Origin of the sequence: Cohnella sp. GCM10027633, from assembly GCF_042675445.1 — a bacterium.
Taxonomy (GTDB): domain Bacteria; phylum Bacillota; class Bacilli; order Paenibacillales; family Paenibacillaceae; genus Cohnella.
The window spans coordinates 190,882-213,480 of sequence record NZ_JBHTGV010000006.1; the positions used below are offsets into that span (position 1 = coordinate 190,882).

Below are 22,599 nucleotides of genomic sequence, written 5' to 3' on the forward strand. Positions count from 1 at the left end.
CCTCAATTCCCTCCTTCTCCGGGAAATGTCTTAAGTATATCGACCCGATTCGCCAAATGGATTGAATGATTCAACGATTTGATTGAAGTCGCGATAAATAAATCGGCCCGGTCGATCAGGCTTGACCGGGCCGATGAATCTACGCATGCAGGCTAGTTAACGGCGTTGTAAATCCGATAGAGGAGCACGGCCGCTTGCGCCCGGGTACTCGCGGCGTTCGGAGCGATCCGGTTTCCGTCGCCGAGTACGATGCCTTCGCTTACGAACGATACAAAGCTCGCTTCGGCATAAGCAGGAATATCGCTCGCATCCGCGAACTGCCCGAGAGGCGAGGCAGGAGCCGCCGCTAACTCGAATCCCGCCGCCTTCAACGCCCTTTCCGCGAGCACGATCATATCCGCCCGGGTAATCGGGGCAAGCGGAACGAATCTGCCGTTGCCCGTTCCCGCGGCGATGCCGAGACCTCGCGCCACGCGCACGGCCTCTTCGTAGTAAACGCCGGATCGAACGTCGGCGAAGCGTTCTCCCTGTTGCCCGCTTAACGATAACGCGCGGACGAGGAGAACGAGGAAGTCGGCTCGCGTCATTACGCCGTCCGGATCGAAGGAAGATTCGGAAACGCCGTTCACGATGCCCTTGGCCGTCAGTACGCCGACCGCATGGCCGGCCCATGGCACGGAAGCAAGATCCTCGAAGGACGACCGGACATAGGCAACCGAGTATACGCTGAAGTGGGTCGTCGTGAACGTGACCGTTCCCGTCGTCTCGTCATATCGGCCGCTCGGCACGGCAACGATATTGCCCTGACCGTCGATGTAGCGGACGACGATATGCTCCGGATCCTCTCCTTGAGCCGGCTTATAGGGAATGCTTACGGTTATCGGAGACGCGGGATCGTTCCATGCGATGGCGTTGCCGCCGGACCAGACGGACAAGTCGATAATCGGACGGTCGCCGATCTCGGCCTTCGCCCGGTCGCTAAGCTTGCCTCGATCCGCCTCGGCGATGCGGATCTCGATCGTCTTGCCGGGAAGCGCGGTGCGGTCGAACATGGACGCGGGGACGCCGATCGTTCCGATCGGGCTCGCGATTTCGATTCGCTTGAACGAGTCGTCTTGACCGAACGCCGATGCCGGCAACTCTATCGCATAACCTATCGATTGCTTGCTCGCCGGAATATCGAATGCAAGCACGCCGCCGTTCCCGTTCGAGCTGCCGTCGGCAAGCGCCCTGGCCCAAGCCGCTTCGTCGATCGCGAGCTTGCCGGGCGTCGCGGCAGGTGTCGTAACCGTAACGATCGTACCCGGATTTCCGTTATTCGGAGAAGCGGCGACTTGGAACGAGACCGAATACGTCCGGGTCGTCGTGCCGTCTTGCGCCGTTACCCGTACGGTCGCCGTGCTCGCGAGAGATTCGGCCTGCGTCGCGACGACCGTCGCGTTCGCGTCCTCCGCCTCCGCGCCAACGGTCGGAATCGCCGTAGTCCCCGCCGGCAGAACGACGGTATATGCCAACGTGTCGTTATCGAACGGATCGACGGATACGCCGTTAACGAGCAGGCGCGACAAGTAAGCATTATCGCTGACGATGCGATAGTCCGCCCTCGCTTCGGCGGAGACGTGGAATCCGTCCTTCGCGGCGATCGCCCTGACGGACGTGTTCGACGAGACGTTAATCGGCGACGTATACGGCGTCGATGCCGCGGTCGGCGCGCTGCCGTCCGTCGTGTATCGGATTTCCGCGTTCTCGGTTGCCGACGAGATCGTCACGGTCTGCGCCGCATCGAACGTTCCTCCTGCCGGGCTTAATACGGGCTTGACCGCGATCGGACCGGATACGGCTTGCACGTAGCATTTTTTGGCCGTGTTGAACGCCGGGTCGAGTCCTCCGAACGATTCCTTGACGCAAACCGCGGCGTCCGTGAAGACGTCATAGTAGAATGAACCGTTGGCGCCGTACGCGACAAGTCCGGTGCCGCTGAACGAACAAGTGCCGAATTCGTCGGCGCAATACGCATAATCGCCCGAACCGGCGACGATGGCGTAATTCGCGGCCGCTACCGCGGAGACGTTCATTCCCGGCTTGACGGCGAAAGCCTTCACCGTCATCGTCGACGCGACTTCGATCGGACCGCCGTATAACGCCGAAGAAGTCGTAGGTACGCTGCCGTCGGTCGTATAGTAGATCGCCGCGCCGTCGGTCGACGTTGTAATCGTCACGGACTTGGACGAGCCATAGATGCCGTCACCGAGATCGAATAAGGGCTTCGCCGCCGTCTCGCCGGTCAACGGCTTATAGTAGCAAGACTTGGCGACGTTCGGCGCCGGATCTTGCCCGTCGAACGAATCGGCGTAACAGAGGACGCCGTCCGTGAACGTTCCCGTCTTGAACGAGTCGTTCGCGCCGTACAGCACGGTTGCCGTTCCGGAGAATTGGCACATGCTCCATTCCCCCGAGCAGCGCGTGAATCCGTCCAGCAAATCGACTGCGTCGGCTATCGCGTACGCCGCCGTCGCCACGTTGGAATCGCTCATGCCGGATTTCATGGCGATCGCTTTGATCGTCTTCGCGGACGACACGGCGATCGGTCCGCCGTATAGCGCCGACGATGCGTTCGGTTCGCTGCCGTCCGTCGTGTAGCGGATTTCCGCGTTATCCGTATCCGAATGGATCGTCACCGATTGCTCGGAATCGTAGCTGCCGCCCGGCGGATCGAATACCGGCAAGGATACGATCGAACCGGATATCGTATAGGTCGCCTTCGCTTCAAGGGAATCGTGCTCCCCGCCTTTGACGGCGATCGCCCTGAGCGTCGCCGTCGTTCCGATCGCGATCGGAGCAGCGTACAAGCTCGATTGGCTCGTCGGCGCGCTGCCGTCCAGCGTATAGTAAATGTCAGCGTCCGGCGTCGCGGTCGTTATCGCGACCGATTGGGAGGACGCGTAGCTTCCGGACGGGGGATCGAACGCGGGCTTGGCGACGATCGGTCCGTTCAGAGGCAAGTAATAGCACTTCTTCGGCGTATTGAAAGCCGGGTCGATCCCTCCGAAGCTGGCCGCGTAGCACGTCGTCGGCCCCGAATACACTTCGTAGAGGAAGGAGCCGTTGGCGCCGTAGGCCATGATCGCGTTGCCGGAGAACGTACATACGCCGAATTCGTCGGCGCAATACACGTAGTCTCCGGCGCCCAGCACGATCGTATAATTCGCGGTCGCCACGACCGAATCGTTCATGTCCTCCTTGAACGCGATCGCTTTGATCGTCGACGTCGCGCCGACGCTGATCGGTCCCGCATACAACGTCGACGAAGCGGTCGGGTTGCTGCCGTCCGTCGTATAGCGGATTTCCGCCCCCGCGGTCGTCGAACTGATCGTTACGGACTGCACCGCGCTGTAGATGCCGTCCGCCAAGCTGAATTCGGGCTTGGCGACGATCGCGCCCGTCATCTTCTTGAAGTAGCACTTCTTCGGAATATTGTAGGCCGGATCGCTGCCTTCGAAGTTATTAAGCGAACATACCGCGCTATTCTCGAACGAGCCGTATAGGAAATTTCCGCTCGCCCCGTAAGCGACGCTCGCGATTCCCGTAAACGTACAAGAGCCGAATTCGTTGGCGCAATACGTGTAACCTTCCGGACCGCCCGTCGAATCGACGACTTTGAAGATCGCCAGACCGATCGCGGATGGCGTCAACCCGACCTTCGCCGCGATCGCTTTCAGCGTCGTCTGGGACGAGATCGTCAGAGGTCCCGTATAGAGCGCCGACGCGGCGGTCGGCATGCTGCCGTCGGTCGTATACCGGATTTCCGCGCCCGACGTCGCCGTCGTGATCGATACCGATTGCGGCGAAGAATAGGAACCCGCGTAAGGACTGAATGCCGGCGTAGCCGCCCGCTCGCCCGATTCCAGCTTGTAGTAGCAAGCTTTGCTCGCATTGCCGGGCGCGGGATCGCTTCCGAAGGCAGCGATCGAACAAGTCACTTTCTTATCGAAAGTACCGGCGATGAAGTTGCCCGCGGCGCCGAACGCGACGTTCGCGATTCCCGGGAACGCGCAAGCCTGCGACTCTTGGGCGCATATCTCGTACCCGGCCGGGCCTGCCGACGGAGGCAAGATCCGGTACAAGGCTGACTGCAACGGCGAGTCTGCAAGCCCGTCCTTCACCGCGATCGCCTTAAGCACGGTCGATGCGTTCAGCTGCACGGGACCTGAATAGGCCGGAGATTCGACCGTCGGCGCGCTGCCGTCCGTCGTGTAATGGATGACGGCATCCCCGATGGCAGACGTTATCGCGATCGATTGACTGCCCCGGTACGTGCCCCCCGGCGGATCGAACGCGGGCATGTCGACCCGTTCGGCCGTCGTTGCCGGCAGGACGCGCACGAGAGATATGCCGTAGTTGTCCGGATCTTCCGTACTCGCGGCTTGAACGGCGATCACGGAAGTCTCTTGCACGACCGGCGCCGTGAATAGACCCGAGCCGGAGATCGTCCCGTTGCCGTCCCCGTACACGCTCCAGGTCACTCCGCCGGTGACGTCGATCAGCTCGGCGCTAAGTTGCAGCGTATCCCCGGATACGACCGCCGCTTGGGCCGGAGACACGGCGATCTGCGCCTGGCTCGGCATCGTCGTATACACGATGACATTGTAGCCGGAGCCGACCGAATCGTCCGCGAACGAAGTTCCCGCCGCGAACGTCGCCGAGGCTCCGGGAATAAGCGCGTTCTCTTCCGGAACGACCGCCTCGTTATAGACGTGCTTATAGAACGTCTTGCCGATGTTCGAGCCGCCGAAATCGAACGTGACGTTCCTGTCGTCCGTCCCGCTCTTCGTTTCCAGCACGATCGTATATTCGCCTTCGGGCGACTTGAAAGCCGCCGCGCGAAGATCGGGAGACCCCGTCTCCACGCGCAATACGGAACTGTGCCCGGGAATGTAGCGGGATAGCAGGCCGACCTCGTAATATCTCGGATTCGGCTTTGCGGTGACGGCGAGAGAGTCCCATAACGTATACGTTCCGTTCGTGTCTACGCCCTCGTTCGGGTCCTCGATCCATACCCCGTTGAGCTGCCAGACCAGGCCGGCTTTCACGCCTTCCGCGGCCGCTTTGATCATATAATTCGCGTACCCCGCATCCCATCCGCTGTCATAGTTGCCGGCGAAGCCGAATTCGGTCATGACGACGGGCTTCGGAGACACGTAGTCTTTGCGCAAGGAAATTTCATCGCTCAGATCGTCGTAATTGCCCCCGTAAATATGGAACGAGTAGGCGTCGAGCGCATCGTCTACGGTGTCTTTCATATACTGCGTCCAACCCGCGGCGTTCCACTCTTCCGGCCCCCAGATCTGCACGTCGTCCCTGAGATCGTCCGCGGTCAGCCGTTCATGCACCTTCCGGACGATCGAGGCGTAATAGGCTCTTTGATCTCCCGGAGCTTCGAAGTCCCAAGAGCCGTTCGGTTCATTGTAGAACGTCAAATACTTCACGTTCGCGTAATCGCGCTGATGAATCAATTGTTCGAGCAACGCCGAGGCCGAAGCCGCGAAGGCATCGACGTCTTGAGGAGCGCTAATGTCGGCGGCCGCGACGCCGGGTATGCCGAACCAGCTTTGAATGTCTCTGCCGACCTTCCAGCCGTAGTTCAGCTCCACCTCGGTGCCCGCTTCCCGAAGCACGTCGAGATATTTATAAAACGCTTTCATTTTGTTGCTTTCCCAATCGTAATGCCCCTTGGTCGGCTCCATCCAGTCGGGCTGGAACCATACCCGGGCGACTTTGGGCTTCAGCGTCCGTATGCGCTTGCGATCCATTTCCCAATACGCCTCTTCGTAGCCTTTCGAGCGATTGTTCGGCATGAGGGCAACCGGTATGACGTCTACGCCGACGCCTAGAAAATCGGACTGCACGGCTTGATCCGGATGAATGGTGACCGTACGATTAACCGGGGACGGCGCCTCCTCGGCCGAGGCCGCGGGCGCGGAAGCGAAAGCTTGGCCGATCAAGGTCGTCATGACGGCGGCAACGACCGCCAAGCCTAACAACCTCCTCTTTCTCCTTCTTGTTTGCATCGTCATTTCTCCTCTTCGGTTCAAGATTGCTGATACGACTCCAGCATAGAATCTCGTCCCGAAGCAAGGAATGAACGATACATGGAAATGGTTGAATGATCCAGTATGGCGCGATTGAATTATTTACGGAGTTGCTTGAAATTCGCGGGCTCTAATCCGCGGCGACGCGCACGATAACGCCCGATTCCTCGCAAGCGAGGCGAAGCGCATCGTCCGGCACGCGGTCCGTAACGATGCGGTATACGCCCGACAAAGGCGCGAACGACACGAGCACCTTGGCCCCGAACTTCGAATGGTCCAGCACGATGTTCGTTTCCTTGGCCTGCCTGATAGCGATCTGCTTGATCTCCGCTTCGTAGATGTTCGAGTTGCTGAAGCCGTGCTCCGCATCGAGACCCGTCGCTCCGAGGAACGCCCGGTCGAACGCCATACCGGCCAGACTTTGCGCCGCGATAGGACCGGCGAGAGAATTCGTCGATTCGAGATGAATCCCTCCGGTCAACAATACGGGGATATGCTTGCTGGTAAGCTCGGCGACGACGTTCAGCGAGTTCGTGACGACGGTGACGTTCAATCCGGCGGGAATGCATCTGGCGACTTGGGAAGTCGTCGTGCCGCCGTCTATGAAGATCGATTCGCCCGGCCGCACGAGCTCGGCGGCTTGACGGCCGATACGCGCCTTCTCGTCGGTCAGCAAGCCCGCCCTCTCTTGCAGCGCGATATCCTTGCCTACGAATATCGCGCCGCCGAACGTTCGTTTGATCGCTCCCGTCTCCTCGAGCTTCTCCAGATCGCGCCGGATCGTCATTTCGGTCACTTGGAACGCTTCCTTAAGATAGGCGATCTTCGCCTCCCCCGTCCGGCCGATCCGGTCCAGCATCTGCTGTTGTCTATCGTTCAAGCCCTGATTGGCGCTGCTTCTCATCCGATATGGCCTCCTGGTCCTGGTGGTGCCCTGTTCCTCTATTATCACCCGGCACCGGCTCCGGATCAATCGTTCCGGGTCGTTCTCGCGTACCGGTCGCGCTACTCCTCGATGATCGTCGGCATTCTCTCGATTCTCGGATCGGTGAATATATCGCATTCGTCCCGGCTCGTGCTCGAAAATTCCGATACGATCGCGCCGTCCGGCCCGCCTTGAAACCAATGCTTCGTCCCCGGAGGTATCGTATATTGCTCGCCGGGGAGCAGGATTATTTCATGGAATACCGTATAATAGGCTTCGCTGCCGACAGGGACGGCTGCCCGAATCCCGTTACTCGGCTCGCCCTCTACGTAGAGGAATACGCTGCCCGTCCGGCAACGGAACGTCTCCATCTTTCCCGGCTCCCCGTTCACGTGAGGATGAAGATGCTCGGGGCAAGTTTGCCTTGGGAACAACGCGAGCTCCTTGGCGCAATAACGCTCCGTATTCACGTACGTAACGAGCTCAAGCCCTTCTTCTTCGAGCCGCCCCAGCCCGAAGCAAGCAACTTCAATGCGTTCGCTCTCGTTGGCCGTAAGCGCGATGCCCGCATCGGCAAGCATCTTCGTCGCACGAGCCTGCGCGTTCCTGAATTCCCTTCGCGTAATCGACAACCTTCCTCGTCTCCCCTCGTTAAACGCTCTCCCATATGCGAAGCTTCGCGTTCTCTTCCCATCCCGGAAGCGCAAGCTTCGTCCGATGCATCGCCCAACCGGAAGCGATTCTGGACTGGACAGTCTCCCAGCTCGGAATGCCGCTGACCGCATCGGTTCTTTCCACGTTGCACGCTCCGACGCCGACGGCGCCGATCAGCGTATCCTCGATCGGCAAGCCTTGGACCAGTCCGGCAAGAAAGCCCGCGATCGTGCAATCCCCGGCCCCCGTCGTCCCGGCTACCTCGACTTGGAAGCAAGGCGCGAGCAACTCCCTGTCCAACCAATTGCTGATCCGATCCTCGCCATTAGGCGCGCAAGCTCCCATGTTCCGCAACCTGTCCGCGACGTCCGTCGTTCTCGCGTACAGGCCATGCTCGCCGAGCTTCAAGGCGACGACGCCCGCCCCCATGCGAAGGAGTTCTTCGGACAACGACGACAGCAACGGTCCCGACGCGTAGCCGAGCAATTCCGCCGTGCCATGCAGCTCGGTCAGCTCCCGGTACCTGTCGGGACGAAGCATATACAAGATCTCTTCGAAGCTGGGCAAGAACACGTCCACGTGCGGGAGCACGCGCGCCAGAATCGCCGTCCAATCCGCCTGCCCGGCGGCCGACTGCGGATCCGGCCTCGCCATATCCAAGCTGACGGTCAAGCCTTGTCGCTTGGCTTCGGCGAGCACGCGTTCCAGCTCCGCGCCTTCTTGCTCGTACATCCGGCGCATGAGCGGCGGATAGCCGAAATGCAGCAGCTTAGCCCCGTTCATCGAGGCGGCCGGCACGTCGGCCGCAGAGAACGTGTCGTTCGCGCCGGTACAATGCAGGAAGATCCGGTCGACGCCGGGCGGACTGATAACAAGCGAGTAAGAGCTGGTCTCCTCCGGCGAGACGATCATCCGATCCGCAAGCGAAGGGCCGTGCTCTTGCAACAGAGATACGATGGCTTCCCCGAACAAATCGGCTCCGATCTTGCCTTTCAACGCGACGGACAGCCCTAGCCGATGAAGCGCGATACCGGTATTCGATACCGCCCCTCCCGTCGAGAGCCGCGCCGCCCCGATATCGACGAGCTTCCCCGGCACGAGCAGTTCTCCGATGCCTTGGCCCGGTCCGGCAGCGTGCATCGTCGGAATGATATCCAGGCAAATATGTCCCGCGACGATAATGTCGGCGTTGCCGGCGTCTTGCAGGCTCACGCTTCGTTCCCCCAATCCAGGTTGACGGTGCTTCCGTTCTCGTGGGATTGAAGAGCGGCGGTGAACAAGCGATGGCTGCCCGCGGCTTCCTCGGGCGTCGCGCAGACGAACGGCTGGCTCATGCCGGAAGCGCCGTTCGCGATTTCGTCGCAGAACGCGGCCCACATCTGCAAGATCGAATCCGAGAAGCCGAATTCGAAGATGCCTCCCGTAATCGTGCCGTAAGCGGACTTATACGGAGCGTCCGCGATATGCCAAGCTTGCGGACCGCCCGGCTCGTAAGGCAGCGAAGCGACCTGCTTCGGATTCTTCGTCGTGAACTCCGCGGATAATTCCGTTCCCGTTATGCGGATGAACCACGTATTCGCATGTCCCGGGGCGATGCGTTTCGTGGAGAGAACCATCGGGAAGCGTTGATCCTCCGTCTTCACGTCGCAGGCGAGAATCGCGTTGTCCCACGTCTCGCAAGGCGCCGTCCCGCCTCGGCCGTCGGGGCGCTCCTCGACGATCTTCGAGAGCAGCGCGCGAACGCTTGACGGCTTCCACCCGAACCGCAGCGGCAGATGCAGCACATGCAGCCCCAGATCTCCCATGCAGCCGTATTCCCCGTTCGTCGCGACGCGCCGCTTCCAATTGATCGGCTTCGTCGGATCCAAGTCGCTCGAATGCCAGAATCCGGCTTCCGCTTCGATGATGCGTCCGAACTTGCCTTCGTTCACCCACCGGACGATCTGCTGCGCGCCCGGGAAGAACGGAAACTCCGAGGAGCTGCGCGCGATGACCTGCGGATTATCCTTGATGGCCGCGAAGATCGCTTCGTTCGCTTCGCGATCGATGCCGAACGGCTTCTCGCCGAGCAGATGCTTGCCCGCGCGAATGATATCGATATAGATCCGCTCGTGCAGATTGTGGGGAACCGCGCAGTAGACCGCTTCCACCGCCGGATCCGCGAGCAAATCCTTGTAATCCGTATAGGCGTTCTTAACGCTAGTCACGTTCTCTTCGAACCACTGCGTCGCGGCCGGATTCGCGTCGCATACGGCCACGATGCGCGGCTCGAAGTCGACGCCCGTCAGATGGCACCAACGCGCGGCCGCGCTGGCGAACTCCTTGCCCATCAATCCGCATCCGATGACGCCGAACGGAATGATCCTCTTCGCCATTAGACCCGCGCTCCTCTCAAGATCGCCAGCGCCTGCTCCGCGTTCGCGCCCTCGTGAACGATGCCCATAAGCGCGGAAGTCATGCCCGCCGGATTCGGATGCTGAATGACGTTGCGCCCGTACACGATGCCGGATGCGCCTTGGTTCATCAGCTCGACCGTGCGATTCACGATTTCCTCGTCGCTTGCTCGTCCTCCGCCGCGTACGAGAACGGGAATGCCGGATGCGACTTCGATGACGCGACCGTATTCGGTTACGTCGTCGCACGGATCGGCTTTGATCACGTCGGCGCCGAGTTCGACCGCCTGACGAACGAGCGGCATGATTTTACGGATATCTCCGTCGACCATGTACCCGCCCTTCTCCTCGTTGCCGAGCATAACGAGCGGCTCTACCATGAGCGGCATGCCGTACTTCTCGCATTCCGACTTTAAGAGAGTCACGTTCCGTACGCATTGATGATGCAATTCGGGCTGGTCGGGGAGAAGCAGCAGATTGACGCACACCGCGACGGCGTCGAGACGAACGGCGTGATCGATCGCGCGATCGATCAATTCGCTGAACAGGAATCTCGGCAGCTCGTTGCCGTAAATGTTGGCCGCATCGGTACGGAGCACGAGCCCCGGCTTCGCCTTGCCCGGAATTTCCTGCAGCAGCCGCGCTTGGCCGACGCTGAGTTGGATGCAATCCGGACCGGCTTGCACGACCGTCGAGATCGCTTCTTTCATATTCTCGATGCCCGCCAGGAACGAATTCTCGTTAAAAAATCCGTGATCGATCGCGACGTCGAAGCACTTCCCTTGCGCGCTGAACATCCGGTTCAATCTAGGTTTCGATGACATATCGGCGATGACTCCCATCTCGTGCATGAAGTAGGTTGATACCCTCATTATACATCTATTATGTTTGTTATCAACACAATAATGTTATAAACGAACATAAAGTTTGATCATGTCGCTTCCGGAGTTCCTTCCGTCTCCCGGGCGGCGAACGCCAAAAGGACCGCGCGCAGGACGCGGTCCTTCTAACGATCATCTGCTGCGGCTCATCCGATCAAGCAACCGTCATTCGCGCGACGTCAGCGTTTTCACGCGCCGAACGGTAACGGAACACGTCGCCGGCACGCGGATATCCAGCTCCGTGCCTTCCGGAGCCGTAAGCGCGAGCTCGACGATCGCTCCGTTCTCGGCTCTCCAGCTCGCGTCGATGCATCCGTCTCCCGGAAGCGGAACCGTTCCGCTCGCCCATCGCAAATCTCCGGCCATCGGCTCGACGACGACCTTCGTCCAACCCGGAGCCGCGGGACGTACGCCGAGCGCGTAAGCGCCGAGGAAATAACCCGGAGCTGCCGACCACGCGTGACAATGGCTGCGGGTGAGGTCGTTCTCGTTGGCGCGGTTCACCGTCGTATGCCCGTACATTTCCCAGCACGTCGTCGCTCCGTTATCCAGCATGAAGCCGTAATTGCGCCGAATATCGTCGAGCATCTCTTGGATATGGCCTTTCTTCATAAGCGCCTCGTAATAGAAGAACGACATGAACGGGCTTCCGATCTGCACGAATTGCTCCGGCGTCTCGAGCAAGTAGCGCTCGAGCGTCTCCCGCCGATCCGCATCCGCGTCCGCGACGCCGGCGAGCAGCGCCATGACTTGCGTCTGCATGCTGAAGACGGTCGAGCGGCGACCGCCGGGATGGATGCAGTCGAAGTAGGCCCTGCGCTCCTCGCTCCACAGATGACGATTGATCGCCGCCTTCAACGCGGCCGCGGCCGCGATGCGCGGCTCGCCCCTCTCCGGCGCGCCCGCGAATGCGGCCAATGCCGCCGTCTCCTCCATCGCCTTGGCCAGCATGACGTTCTGATGCGTCACGATGCCGTCGTCCGGTTGGTCGATCGGCGCCCAGTCGAGCAGGTTCCAGCCCTTCATGTCCAGCAAGCCGTCCGCGTTCAGATTCCGCAAGTACGCTTCGATCGTCGTCTCGATCTTCGGCAGCATCTCCTTCGCGAACGTACGGTCGCCGGTATGCTCCGCGTATTCCCGGCAAGCGACGATCCAGAAGAACGTCCAGTTCGGGATGACGCTCGACCATCCGCTCGGCACTTGATCTCCGTATAGCGGCGTCTGGAATTCGGAGCCCGGAACGAGGCGCAGGCACCGCTCCACGATGTCCGTCCCGCCGAACGCGTAATAGTTGACGAGCGCCTCGTTGCGGCTGTCTCCGACCCAGAACGTCTGCTCGTAAGCCGGACAGTCGACGAACGTGTCCTCCATGCACAGCTTCGTCGTATGCTTGGCGATGTCCCAGATCCGGTTCAGACGATCGTCCGAGCATTGGAACTGGCCGACTTCCGGCGAGGGGTAATTGCTCTGGACGACCCGGACGCCATGAATGAGCAGCGGCTTCTTCGCGCCTCGTACGGTCGCGATCAAGTAGCGGAACCCTCTGCGGACGGGCGACTCGTAGCGTTGAACGCCTTCCCGCGTCACGTAGCGAAGCGTATTGTCCAGACCGAACGTATGCTGCACGTACTCTCCCTTGCGATACTCGATGCCGTACCAATCGACGATGACGCCAGCTTCGGCTTCCAGCTCGAATTCGAGGAAGCCGCTCCACTCCTTGCCGAAGTCGATCATGAACTCCGTATCGCCGTTCTCGAACACGGGCACGATGCCCGGATCCACCGACGAGACGGCCACCCGTTGCAAACTCGCGGGAACGGCGTACGCTTCGGATACGCGCTTCGCGAACTGCGGCATGAAGGCATCCCGGTCATTGGCCAGCGCGTGGGGGATCCGTTCCACCGGATAGCCTGCCGCGCGTATGCCGCTTACGTCGGACAACGGTTCGATCGTCTCGGCGAACTTGATCTTCTCCGCTTCCCACCTCGCGCGCAGCTCGTCTTGGTCAACGTAATCGAACGTCGTGTACGTGAAGGACGGGCCGACGCGAACGAACGGCGACATCGGTACTTCCGACTCCGCCGGCTCAAGCGGCGATACCCACGCGATCTCGCGATCGCAATCGACGCCGATCCGATTCATATTCGCATGATCGGGACCGAACGCCGTGTACAGCAGCAGATGATCGCCCGCGGGAAGCGTTGCGCTGAACCGGACGAGCGGCGGTTCGATCGTCATCTCGCCTGCCGAGATGACGCGCTCTCCTAGCCGGACCATTCCCAACGTAGGGACGTTAAGCATGATTCGGACTTCCGCCTCTTCGCGGAGGCGCAGCGTCGTCGCGAACGCCCCGCAGAACCGGATGAGGTTGGCGTTCTCTTCGCCGGGCGTCTTCATGAGCGTATACGTATCGATGAACGCCGTGAGCTTGTACGGAACGACTCTCGCCAACGACAGAACCCGCGCGGGCAGTACCGGCTCTTCCGTCAAATACGGTATATCTCTCGGATGCAGCCTCGTCCAAGGCTCCATGCCTGCCGGCCCGATGACGTTCGCCGCAGCCCAACCCGCGTCCGAATAAGACGGGGATGTCCAATCGTCGGCCAGCGCCCTGCCGTCGATCCGCTCCGAGAACGCTTGCTGGCAAGCCATTCGCGATATGGCCGGATCTTGCCCGGCGTGAAGCGACGTTCGCCATGCGTCGCCGGTCGCGGTCAACGTCTTAGCCGTATCCCCTTCGATCAGGTCCAGCTGGGCAAGCAAGCCGCCCCTGCCTCGGAGATAGTAGAAGTTCGATATCCCGAAGTGCATGACTTGCACCGCGATCGTATTCGTCTCGCCGCGTTTGAGCAGATGCCCGACTTCGTGCCCGTCGTAGCGTATATCCGTCGGGAAGTACCGTACCGGCCCTCTCCCTACTCTTGTTCCGTTCACGTAAACCTCATATCGCGAGTCTGCCGTAATCCATAGGACGGCTTTCGCCGATAGCGCCATGTCCGCCGGGCATTCGAACGAGCTTCTGAACCAGCGCCATTCGTTGCGCGGGCTTTCCTCGGCTCCTCCCCAGATCCACTCGGCCGTCCAAGGCGTTCGTTTGGCGTCCATCTTCATGATCGTGCACCCCTATCGAAAGTAATGACTTCTTGTCACACTCATTGTAAAATGGCATCAACGACGAAAATATCCCCAATCCGGCCATGAATAGCCCGATTGGGGACATCGTGAAGGAGACTTCGAACGACGATGACGATTACCCGGACAACCGAACGGTACGACGGCAACGAATTTTTCGTCTTCCATGCCGACATCGCTGCCGTCGACGCGGTGGAAAATCTATGGCTGCTCGAGCACGAGCACGAGTTCGCGGAAATCGTGCTCGTCGTCGAAGGCGCGGGCACGCACTACTTGAACGGCGCGGCCGTCGGCGTCCGCGCCGGCGACTTGTTCGTCCTTCCCATCGGAACGCGGCACGTCTTTCGGCCGTCCGGACGGGAAGCCGACAACCGAAGCCTGAAGGTGTGGAATTGCCTGATCCGGCCTTCCTCCCTGCGCAAGCTCTCCGGGTTGTTGTCCGATGCCGGGTCGACCGGTTTCCTGGATTGGCTGAACGGCGAGTCGTCGACGGAGATCGGCTGGCTGCGCCTTCAGGACGATGCCGGGCGTCTCCGCAGCCTGTTCGCCAAGCTCAGAAGCGCCTATGCGACGCAGGCGATCGAGCCGGACGGGCTGCAGCTCTGGTCGAACGTCCTGGCCTTGTTGGCGATCGTGTACCGGGCATACGCGGCGGCAGCCGAAGCTAAGCCCGGCAATACGACGCCCGGAGGTTCGCAGCCGTCCTCCGAAGACGCGGTCTCCCGGACGCTCGCCCTTCTCGCCGAACGGTATGCCGAGCGAATCACGTTGACCGACGCGGCGGCGCATGCCGACATAAGCACGCGCCAGCTGTCGCGGTTGTTCGTTCGGCGGACGGGCAGAACGTTCCTCGATCATCTGGAAGACGTCCGGATCGACGCCTGCTGCCGGTTGCTGCGCGATACCCGGATTCCGATCAAGGATTTGCCGCCGCTCGTCGGATACGCCCAGTGGAAGTCGCTGAGCCGCGTTTTCCGCGAACGGATGGGCGTCTCCCTGCGGCAATACCGGAACCGTCCCGATGCGGCCGCGACTTGAACTAACGCGAGACCTTCGCGTCTTCCTTCTCCTGACTTCCTCCGGCGATTCTCTCGTAGAGGAAGTCGACGACGTGCAGCACTTCCATCCGACTGCCCGTCCCGTGCTTCTCGACACCCAGCTTCATCTGCAGCAGACATCCCGGATTGCTCGTCAGAAGATAATTCGCCTGCGTCCGATTCGCCTCCGTCATCTTATGCTCGAGAATTTGCCCCGCCATCTCCGGCTGCGTCACGTTATAGATGCCCGCCGATCCGCAGCAGCGGTCCGCTTCCTTCATCTCGACGAAGCGCGCGTTCGAGACTCTCCGCATCAGTTGTCTCGGTGCATCCGAGCTCTTCATGACGTTGCGAAGGTGACAGGAATCCTGGTACGTAATCGTGACGGGAGCTTCGGCAAGCGAGTTCTCGTCCGCGAACGCGGGCAATCTCCCCCGCTCCGCGAGCAACCGGCTAACGTCGATGACGCTGGCCGCGAACCATCGGGCGAGCTCTCCGTACCTCTCGTCATCGTGCAGCAAATGGTCGTACTCGACGAGCTGCGCGCCGCAGCCGCCCGCGTTCGAGACGATATATTCGACGCCCGCGTCCTTGAACGCTTGCACGTTCACGCGCGCCAGCTCCCTTGCTTGATCCATCTCCCCGCTATGCGCATGCAGAGCGCCGCAACACCCCTGAGCTTCGGGGATCACGACTTCGAAGCCCGCCTCCGACAGCAGCTTCACCGTGTTCACGTTCGTCTCCGCGAACAATACGTCCATGACGCAGCCTCGGAACAGAGCGACTCGCGCGATCTTGTCCCCCTTGGCCGGATATAACGTTCCGATCCGTTCGACGACGCCTTGGCCACTTGCATCCGGCAATATCCGCTCCATGTCTCGGATGTGCTCCGGCAACAACTTCATTATCCCGGTGCCTCTCGCTATTGCCCTCAAGCCGGATTTGCGGTACGCGGCCAACGATTTCCCGATCCACTTCAGCCGTCCGCGATTCGGGAATATCCCCTTGAATAGCGCGCTTCGCAAACCTTTGACGGCCAATCCGTGCTCGGCGTGATCCTCGATCGCGTCCCGGGTTTGCTCGATCAGTTGCCCGTACTTCACGTCCGCCGGACACGCCGGTTCGCAAGCCCTGCAGCCGAGGCAATGGCTCATTTGGTCCGCGAACGCCTGATCCGGCTCTATGACGCCGTCCACGACCGCCTTCATGAGCGCGATTCGTCCGCGGGGCGATTCCGGTTCGAGTCCCGTCTCGCGGAACGTCGGGCAGGCCGGCAGGCAGAAGCCGCAGCGCATGCAGTTCGTCAACTGATCGTAATCGAGCTTGGCGAGCATCGAGCGGGACAACGGATTCGCATGATCGATGTTAGGCTTGCCGAATGCGTTACCCACGTTCGATCACCACCCGTTTTCTCGTTTCCTTGGCGAACATTTTACCCGGGTTAAGCAAGTTATGAGGATCGAACGCGTGCTTGATCCCTCTCATCACGTCGATGCCCGGCTTGCCGACCTTCCATTCCAGGTAAGGAGCTTTCACGAGTCCGACGCCGTGCTCGCCGGTAATCGTTCCCCCGAGGTCGATCGCCGCTTCGAAAATTTCCTCGAAAGCAAGCTCGACCCGGTGGACTTCCTCCGCGTCCCTTGCATCGGTCGTCGCCGTCGGATGCAGGTTGCCGTCGCCCGCGTGGCCGAACGTCGCGATCGTAACGCCGTGCTTGCGGGCGATCTCGTTAATGCGCATGACCATGTCCGCGATGCGGGAACGGGGGACCGTCGCATCCTCGAGAATCGTCGTCGGACGAAGCCGGGCCAGCGCGGTGAAGGCGCTTCGTCTGGCCGAGAGCAGCTTGTCGGCATGCTCTCTCGTCTCCGCGACCTCGATCCGATCGGCGCTCTCCTGCTCGCAGATCTCCTTGATCCGCGCGATATCCCGCTCCACCGTCTCCGGTTCTCCGTCTTGCTCGATGAGCAGGATCGCCTCCATATCCCTTGGCAAGCCGAGCTTCGCGAAGTCGTCCACGACCCGAATCGTCGGGTTATCCATGAATTCGAGCGTGGCGGGAATGATCTTCGCTTCGATGATCCGGGATACCGTCCTCGCCGCGCCGTAGAGATCCTTATACATCGCCAGCATCGTCTTCTTGACGGCCGGCGGCGGAATGAGCTTCAGCGTCGCCTCCGTGATGATCGCGAGCGTTCCCTCTGAGCCGACGAGCAGCTTCGTCAAGTCGTAGCCCGCGACGTCCTTCATAAGCTTGCCGCCGGTACGGATGATGTCCCCGTTCGCGAGTACCACCTCGAGCCCGATGACGTAATCCTTGGTCGTGCCGTACTTCAGTCCGCGCAAGCCGCCCGAGCATTCCGCGATGTTGCCTCCGATCGTGGAGATCTTCATGCTGCTCGGATCGGGCGGATAGAACAGTCCGAGCGATTCGATATGCGAGATGAACGCCGCCGTGATCATGCCCGGCTGCACCGTAGCGGTCAAGTTGTCCGTATCGACTTCGAGCAGCCGATTCATCCGATGCATGACCATGACGATGCCGCCGTTGACCGGAACGGTGCCTCCGCACAGATTGGAACCCGAGCCGCGGGAGACGACGGGTACCCGGTACTCGGACAGCAGCTTCATGATCTCGGACACCTGCGCCGCGTTCTCGGGATAGATAACGCCTTCCGGCAAGTGCTGCAGCATCGGCGTGCCGTCGTAAGAATGGGTGACCCTCGCCTCGTTGTCGTCCCGGTAATGGCGTTCGCCGACGATTCGGCGTAGTTCGCGCGTTAAAGCTTCTTTTACCATCCGTAATCCCTCGCCCTATATTAGTCAGGTCATCTGATGACTTTGAGCCTGATTATATGCTATACTGTTGGCAATGTATAGTGCGAAATTTACCGGTGAATTGCCGTCATGGAGGCCTTGAATCCTATGAAAATCGCAACGGCGAAAAGCCGCGAGCTTGTAGCGGACCACCTGCTTCAACAAATCAAGACCGGAGAACGGCAGCCGGGCGATCGCCTGCCCTCCGTCGTCGAGATGGCCGAAGCGTACGGCGTCGGCCGCTCCACCATCCGCGAAGCGGTCAGCGCGCTCAAGGCGACCGGTTGGCTCGACGTCCGCCACGGCGGCGGCACGTTCGTCAGCAAGTCGTTGCCTACAGAGCCGAAGAATGCAGCGGATCTGCTGTTCCGCGACGCGGGATCGCTCATCGAGCTGCTGGAAGTACGCCAAGCGCTCGAGGTCGGCGCCGCCTCGCTCGCCGCGGCGAGAAGGAACGCGCAACACCTCGAGCGCTTGCGGGAGCTGCTCGTCGTCATGGAGCGAAGCTTGGACGGCAACGACACCGCCGAAGGCGAACGCGCCGACGTCGCTTTCCACCGGGAGATCGTGAACGCTTCGGGCAATCCGCTCTTCGTCCGGCTGACCGAGTCGTTGGCCGACCGGTTCGCGGCGACGATCCGCCAGACTCGCGAGCTCTGGTTCTATCGCGAGAACGCGACGGCTGCCCGGTTGCTCGAGGAGCACCGCAGCCTCTACGAGGCGATCGAGCGGCAGGACGACGGATTGGCCGCCTCGCTGGTCGCCGCCCACTTGGACAAAGTGATCGGCGTGCTTCGGGTCGCGTTGGACGAATAGAAAGTTAGATTTTCCGATCGGGAGGAGACAGCGCTCGACACCTTCCGCGGCGCAACTTCGCTACACTACTCTTGGAGAGTCCATTCATAGAGTAGAAGAGGAGTTGGGAGAAACGATGCAGATCAAGAAGAAGACCGACATCGCGTCCGTGCTGGACAGCTTCGAGACGATCGCCGCTTGGGACGAGTCGGGGGGCAAGCATTACTTGGTATTCGAGGACAGGAAACGCGGCGGACAATGGACGCTCATGAAGTACGGGGACCGGGATCTCTACAGCGTTCACGGGCTGGGCGCGGACTATCACGACGCGGAGGAGACGTTCTTCGGCGAACAAGCGGACGTCGTCGCCTTCCTGTGGGACAACCGTTCGGTGTACAACGCCGCGGCCAAGCGGCAATCGCAGCAAGAAGCGGCGGCGAGCGCGGAATAGCGGATCCAGTAATCGCATAAGAAGCCCCCTTCCTCCGCACGGGAAGGGGGCTTCTCGTATCGCAACTTGCGCTCCCCTGACGCGATGGGATAGTGACGATAAGGCGCCTGAACTCCCTTTCACGCCTTGCTCCCCGGTTAGAACCACCGAGACCTGCGGTGGCGCTCGGCGCGCGGCTGCCGGTTCTCCGCGGGAGGTGCGGCTTCCGGCGCCGCCGGCAGCGCGAACCTCACCGGTTGAGGATCCTCGTGCATCCGCTCCAGCGCTTCGATCCGGCCCCGCAGCTCCTTCACTTCCCGTTGCAAGTCGTGCACCGTTTGCTCCCAATAGTGGAACGCTTGCTCGATCAGCCGCTTGCCCGCGTCTTCGCCGAGCGCGTCCACGCCGGGCGCCCGCTCCGCGAGAGACTCGGCCAGCTTGTCCGGCTCCGCTCTCCCTGCCGAATCCGTAACTATCGTCGCATGATCCTCGTGCACCCGCATCGCTCCGTTCCCCGTCAAGTCTAGTATGCCTAGCATACCATACTAGACTCGGCTCCGCGGGCATTCGACAAAGGTTCCGATTATTCATCAAGCGTCATTATGCATTCCGCAACGCTGCCAACGAGGCCAGCTTCCGTCCCGCGTAATCGAACAACGTCAAGTTCGACCAATTGTTCGGATGCCCGACCGACCACTCCGGCTTCGACGGAATCCATGCCGGCTCCCACCAATGGAATCCCGCGCCTAGACCGTTCGGCACGTCGCGCAGAATGGCAAGCAGGTCGCGCAAGTAAGCCGCCTGCCCGTCGGCCGATGCCGGATAGCCCGCGTGCAGCTGCTCCTCGCGATCGACGATGAACGCTCGGCCTTCCACCGGAGTCAGCGTCCACGGATACGCCGTCTCGACGACGTAGATCGGCTTACCGAACGCCAGGGCCGTCTGTTCCAAGTTCGTCCGAAGATCATCCAGCGTCCCGTGCCACCACGGATAGAAAGACTGGCCGATAACGTCGAAGTCGACGTCGTGCCGGCGGAACCGTTCGAAGAACTTGCTCGTCGAAGGCCAATCGCCTCCCCGGTCGATATGGATCATGACTTCCGCTGCCGGCGCCTTCTCCCGCACCGCCGACACGCCCGCCTTCACGAGCGCGACGAATGCGTCCCATTGCGCGTCCGTATCATGCTCGCCGTCTACTCGCCCGTCGCCCCACAGCATGCCCGGCGTAATCTCGTTGCCGACCTGCACCATGTCCGGCATCGCCCCGGCCGCCCCGAGCGCGTCCAACGCGTCGGCCGTATAACCGTAAACCGCCTCGCATAGCTCGCCTAAGCTCAGCGCCTCCCAAGCGCGAGGCTTCCATTGGTTCGCCGGGTCCGCCCATTTGTCCGAGTAGTGGAAGTCGAGCAAGAAGTGCAGCCCGCGAGCCTTGATCCGCTTCGCCATCTCCACCGTCCGCTCCAAGTTGCAGTAGCCTCCGACGGGCTCGTTCCATAGGCGAAGCCGAATCGAATTCACGCCGCCGTCCTGCACGATCGCGAGCACGTCTCGCCGCTCTTCACCCTCGTAATACGCTCCGCCCGCCGCTTCGATCTCGTCGACGAACGAAAGGTCCATTCCTTTTAACATGCCGCCCGATGCCTCCCCGTTCCTATTCCTTCACCGATCCGATGACGAGTCCCTTGACGAAGAACTTCTGCAAGAAGGGATACACGATCAAGATCGGAAGCGCTCCGATGAAGATCTGCGCCGCGTTGATCGTCTTCTGCGACAGCAGGTCGGCTTCCGCCTGGCTGAAGCTGAGCGAGCTGAAGTCGCGGGTGATGATGACCGTCTGCAAGTACGTCGCGAGCGGATAGTCTTCCTTCTTGCTCAAGTAGAGCAACCCGTCGAACCAAGAATTCCAGTGCCATACCATCGCGAACAGCCCGAGCGTCGCCAGAGCCGGCAACGACAGCGGCAAGTAGATTCTGAACAGAATGCCGAACTGGCTCGAGCCGTCGATCATCGCCGCTTCCTCGAGTTCCTTCGGAACCCCGCGGAAGAAGTTCATGAGCAGAATCGTCAACCAGACGTTGACGACGCCGGGGATGACGAGCACCCAGAACGAGTCCATCAGGTGCAGCTTCTGGATGACGATATAGAACGGAACGAGGCCGCCGTTGAAAATCATCGTGAACACGAACGCCCACGCGTAGATCGAGCGGCCCTTGAACTGGTTGCTCTCCTTCGATAGCGCGTAAGCCGCCAAGCTCGCCACGAACAAGATGAGGCCCGTGCCGATCAGCGTCCGCTTGACCGCGACCCATAGCGAGCCGAGGAAGATCGGGTTGTCGATCGTCTTCTTGTACGCTTCCGCCGTGAAGTCGATCGGCCACAGCCCGACGATGTTCGCGTCCGCGGCCGCCTTGGCGCTGAACGAGACGGCGAACACGTGGATGAGCGGCACGATGCACAGGATCGCGAGAACGAGCAGCAGCGTCGTGTTGAACGCGCTGAAGATCCGATACGGCGTTGTTTTATGGTACATCGCTCATTCTCCTTCCTAGAACACCCGGTAGTTCGCCCATCGATAAGCGAGCCGGTACGAGATAACGATCAAGATCATGCTGATGACGGACTTGAACAGCCCGACCGCGGTCGCGAAGCCGAAATCGCCTTCTATGATAGCCGTCCGGTAGACGAAGGTGTCGATAATGTCGCCTTTGTCGTAGACGAGCGAGTTGTATAGGTTGAAGATCTGATCGAACCCCGCGTTCAGAATGTTGCCGAGAGACAGCGTGCCTACGACGATCGCGATCGGGAGGAGCGACGGAATCGTAATGTAGCGCGTCTGCTTCCAGCGGCTCGCGCCGTCCACTTCGGCCGCCTCGTACAGCGCGGGGCTAATGCCCGCGAGCGCCGCGAGGAAGACGATCGTGCTGTAGCCGAACTCCTTCCACACTTCGCTGGCGACGACCGTGAACCGGAACCAATCGCCGTCCCCGAGGAAGAACACCGGACCGATGCCGAGCTCCCCGAGCAGCCGGTTGACGAACCCCCCGTCCGTTGACAGGAAGTTGACGAGAATGCCGCCGAGAATGACCCACGACAGAAAATGCGGCAAATAAACGAGCGTCTGAATGGTGCGGTTGAGAAACTTCTTGCGCACCTCGTTCAGCAGAATCGCGAACGCGAACGGTACGATCAGGTTGAATATAATCTTGAGCACCGCGATGATGAACGTATTCCAAATGACTTGGATGCTGTCTTCCCGTTCGAACAGCGCCCGAAAATGGTCGAAGCCGATCCAAGGGGATTTCGCGAAGCCGAGCCACGGCTTATAATCCATGAAAGCCATGACGATGCCCGCCATCGGCACGTAGTTAAACACGATCAGGAATGCCAAAGCCGGCAAGACCATGAGGTGGAAGGGCCAACTGCGTCTGAGCGATCTCATATCATCC

General features: G+C 60.8%; 16 protein-coding genes. 3 read left to right on the plus strand and 13 right to left on the minus strand.

All coding sequences use genetic code 11. From position 1 onward, the window contains the following. Positions 1-152 precede the first annotated feature (152 nt). The 7 genes from ACFQZG_RS16375 to ACFQZG_RS16405 form a co-directional block, all read right to left on the minus strand. The gene (locus ACFQZG_RS16375; protein ID WP_378154365.1) at positions 153-6,032 is read right to left on the minus strand and encodes a chitobiase/beta-hexosaminidase C-terminal domain-containing protein; all 5,880 of its coding nucleotides are present in this window, start codon (positions 6,030-6,032) and stop codon (positions 153-155) included. Positions 6,033-6,219: 187 nt separating this feature from the next. After that, positions 6,220-6,993, minus strand: coding sequence for a DeoR/GlpR family DNA-binding transcription regulator (locus ACFQZG_RS16380; protein WP_378154367.1), 774 nt, complete (start codon positions 6,991-6,993; stop codon positions 6,220-6,222). Between the two features lie 101 nt (positions 6,994-7,094). Beyond that, positions 7,095-7,595 (minus strand): D-lyxose/D-mannose family sugar isomerase, encoded by a 501-nt coding sequence (locus ACFQZG_RS16385; protein ID WP_378154503.1) that lies wholly within the window; start codon positions 7,593-7,595, stop codon positions 7,095-7,097. Between the two features lie 70 nt (positions 7,596-7,665). Further along, complete coding sequence (locus tag ACFQZG_RS16390; RefSeq protein ID WP_378154369.1) at positions 7,666-8,880, minus strand: carbohydrate kinase family protein; 1,215 nt, start codon at positions 8,878-8,880, stop codon at positions 7,666-7,668. Continuing rightward, entirely contained in the window at positions 8,877-10,043 is a 1,167-nt protein-coding gene (locus tag ACFQZG_RS16395) for a Gfo/Idh/MocA family protein (RefSeq protein WP_378154371.1), read from the minus strand. Before ACFQZG_RS16395 ends, ACFQZG_RS16390 begins: the two co-directional genes overlap by 4 nt. Beyond that, positions 10,043-10,885 (minus strand): class I fructose-bisphosphate aldolase, encoded by an 843-nt coding sequence (locus ACFQZG_RS16400; RefSeq protein WP_378154373.1) that lies wholly within the window; start codon positions 10,883-10,885, stop codon positions 10,043-10,045. Before ACFQZG_RS16400 ends, ACFQZG_RS16395 begins: the two co-directional genes overlap by 1 nt. Positions 10,886-11,107: 222 nt before the next feature. Continuing rightward, entirely contained in the window at positions 11,108-14,053 is a 2,946-nt protein-coding gene (locus ACFQZG_RS16405; RefSeq protein WP_378154375.1) for a family 78 glycoside hydrolase catalytic domain, read from the minus strand. 132 nt (positions 14,054-14,185) lie between these two features. Here ACFQZG_RS16405 and ACFQZG_RS16410 point away from each other — a divergent pair, with 132 nt between their 5' ends. After that, positions 14,186-15,112, plus strand: a complete 927-nt coding sequence (locus tag ACFQZG_RS16410) for a helix-turn-helix domain-containing protein (RefSeq protein WP_378154376.1) — start codon at positions 14,186-14,188, stop codon at positions 15,110-15,112. 1 nt (position 15,113) lies between these two features. Here the strand turns inward: ACFQZG_RS16410 and ACFQZG_RS16415 are convergent, their stop codons facing one another. Together ACFQZG_RS16415 and ACFQZG_RS16420 are read right to left on the minus strand one after the other, a co-directional pair. Beyond that, on the minus strand, positions 15,114-16,502 hold the full coding sequence (locus ACFQZG_RS16415) for a (Fe-S)-binding protein (protein ID WP_378154378.1): 1,389 nt from the start codon (positions 16,500-16,502) through the stop codon (positions 15,114-15,116). After that, positions 16,495-17,910: an FAD-binding oxidoreductase gene (locus ACFQZG_RS16420; protein WP_378154380.1), complete on the minus strand. Its 1,416-nt coding sequence runs from the start codon at positions 17,908-17,910 to the stop codon at positions 16,495-16,497. The genes ACFQZG_RS16415 and ACFQZG_RS16420 overlap by 8 nt, the downstream gene beginning before the upstream one ends. Before the next feature lie 126 nt (positions 17,911-18,036). Here ACFQZG_RS16420 and ACFQZG_RS16425 point away from each other — a divergent pair, with 126 nt between their 5' ends. Both ACFQZG_RS16425 and ACFQZG_RS16430 read left to right on the plus strand, forming a co-directional pair. Further along, positions 18,037-18,744 carry a FadR/GntR family transcriptional regulator gene (locus tag ACFQZG_RS16425; protein ID WP_378154382.1) on the plus strand — a complete coding sequence of 236 codons (708 nt, stop codon included), beginning with the start codon at positions 18,037-18,039 and terminating at the stop codon, positions 18,742-18,744. A 115-nt stretch (positions 18,745-18,859) separates the two neighbouring features. Continuing rightward, complete coding sequence (locus tag ACFQZG_RS16430) at positions 18,860-19,174, plus strand: hypothetical protein (RefSeq protein ID WP_378154384.1); 315 nt, start codon at positions 18,860-18,862, stop codon at positions 19,172-19,174. A gap of 137 nt (positions 19,175-19,311) precedes the next feature. On the opposite strand, the gene ACFQZG_RS16435 is transcribed toward ACFQZG_RS16430, so the two are convergent. The 4 genes from ACFQZG_RS16435 to ACFQZG_RS16450 all read right to left on the minus strand — a co-directional run bounded on the left by ACFQZG_RS16435 (position 19,312) and on the right by ACFQZG_RS16450 (position 22,592). Continuing rightward, positions 19,312-19,692: a hypothetical protein gene (locus ACFQZG_RS16435; protein ID WP_378154385.1), complete on the minus strand. Its 381-nt coding sequence runs from the start codon at positions 19,690-19,692 to the stop codon at positions 19,312-19,314. Between the two features lie 61 nt (positions 19,693-19,753). Then, on the minus strand, positions 19,754-20,782 hold the full coding sequence (locus ACFQZG_RS16440) for a glycoside hydrolase family 53 protein (protein WP_378154387.1): 1,029 nt from the start codon (positions 20,780-20,782) through the stop codon (positions 19,754-19,756). A 22-nt stretch (positions 20,783-20,804) separates the two neighbouring features. Further along, complete coding sequence (locus ACFQZG_RS16445; protein WP_378154389.1) at positions 20,805-21,683, minus strand: carbohydrate ABC transporter permease; 879 nt, start codon at positions 21,681-21,683, stop codon at positions 20,805-20,807. A 15-nt stretch (positions 21,684-21,698) separates the two neighbouring features. Further along, positions 21,699-22,592: an ABC transporter permease gene (locus ACFQZG_RS16450; RefSeq protein WP_378154390.1), complete on the minus strand. Its 894-nt coding sequence runs from the start codon at positions 22,590-22,592 to the stop codon at positions 21,699-21,701. Between the last annotated feature and the right edge of the window lie 7 nt (positions 22,593-22,599).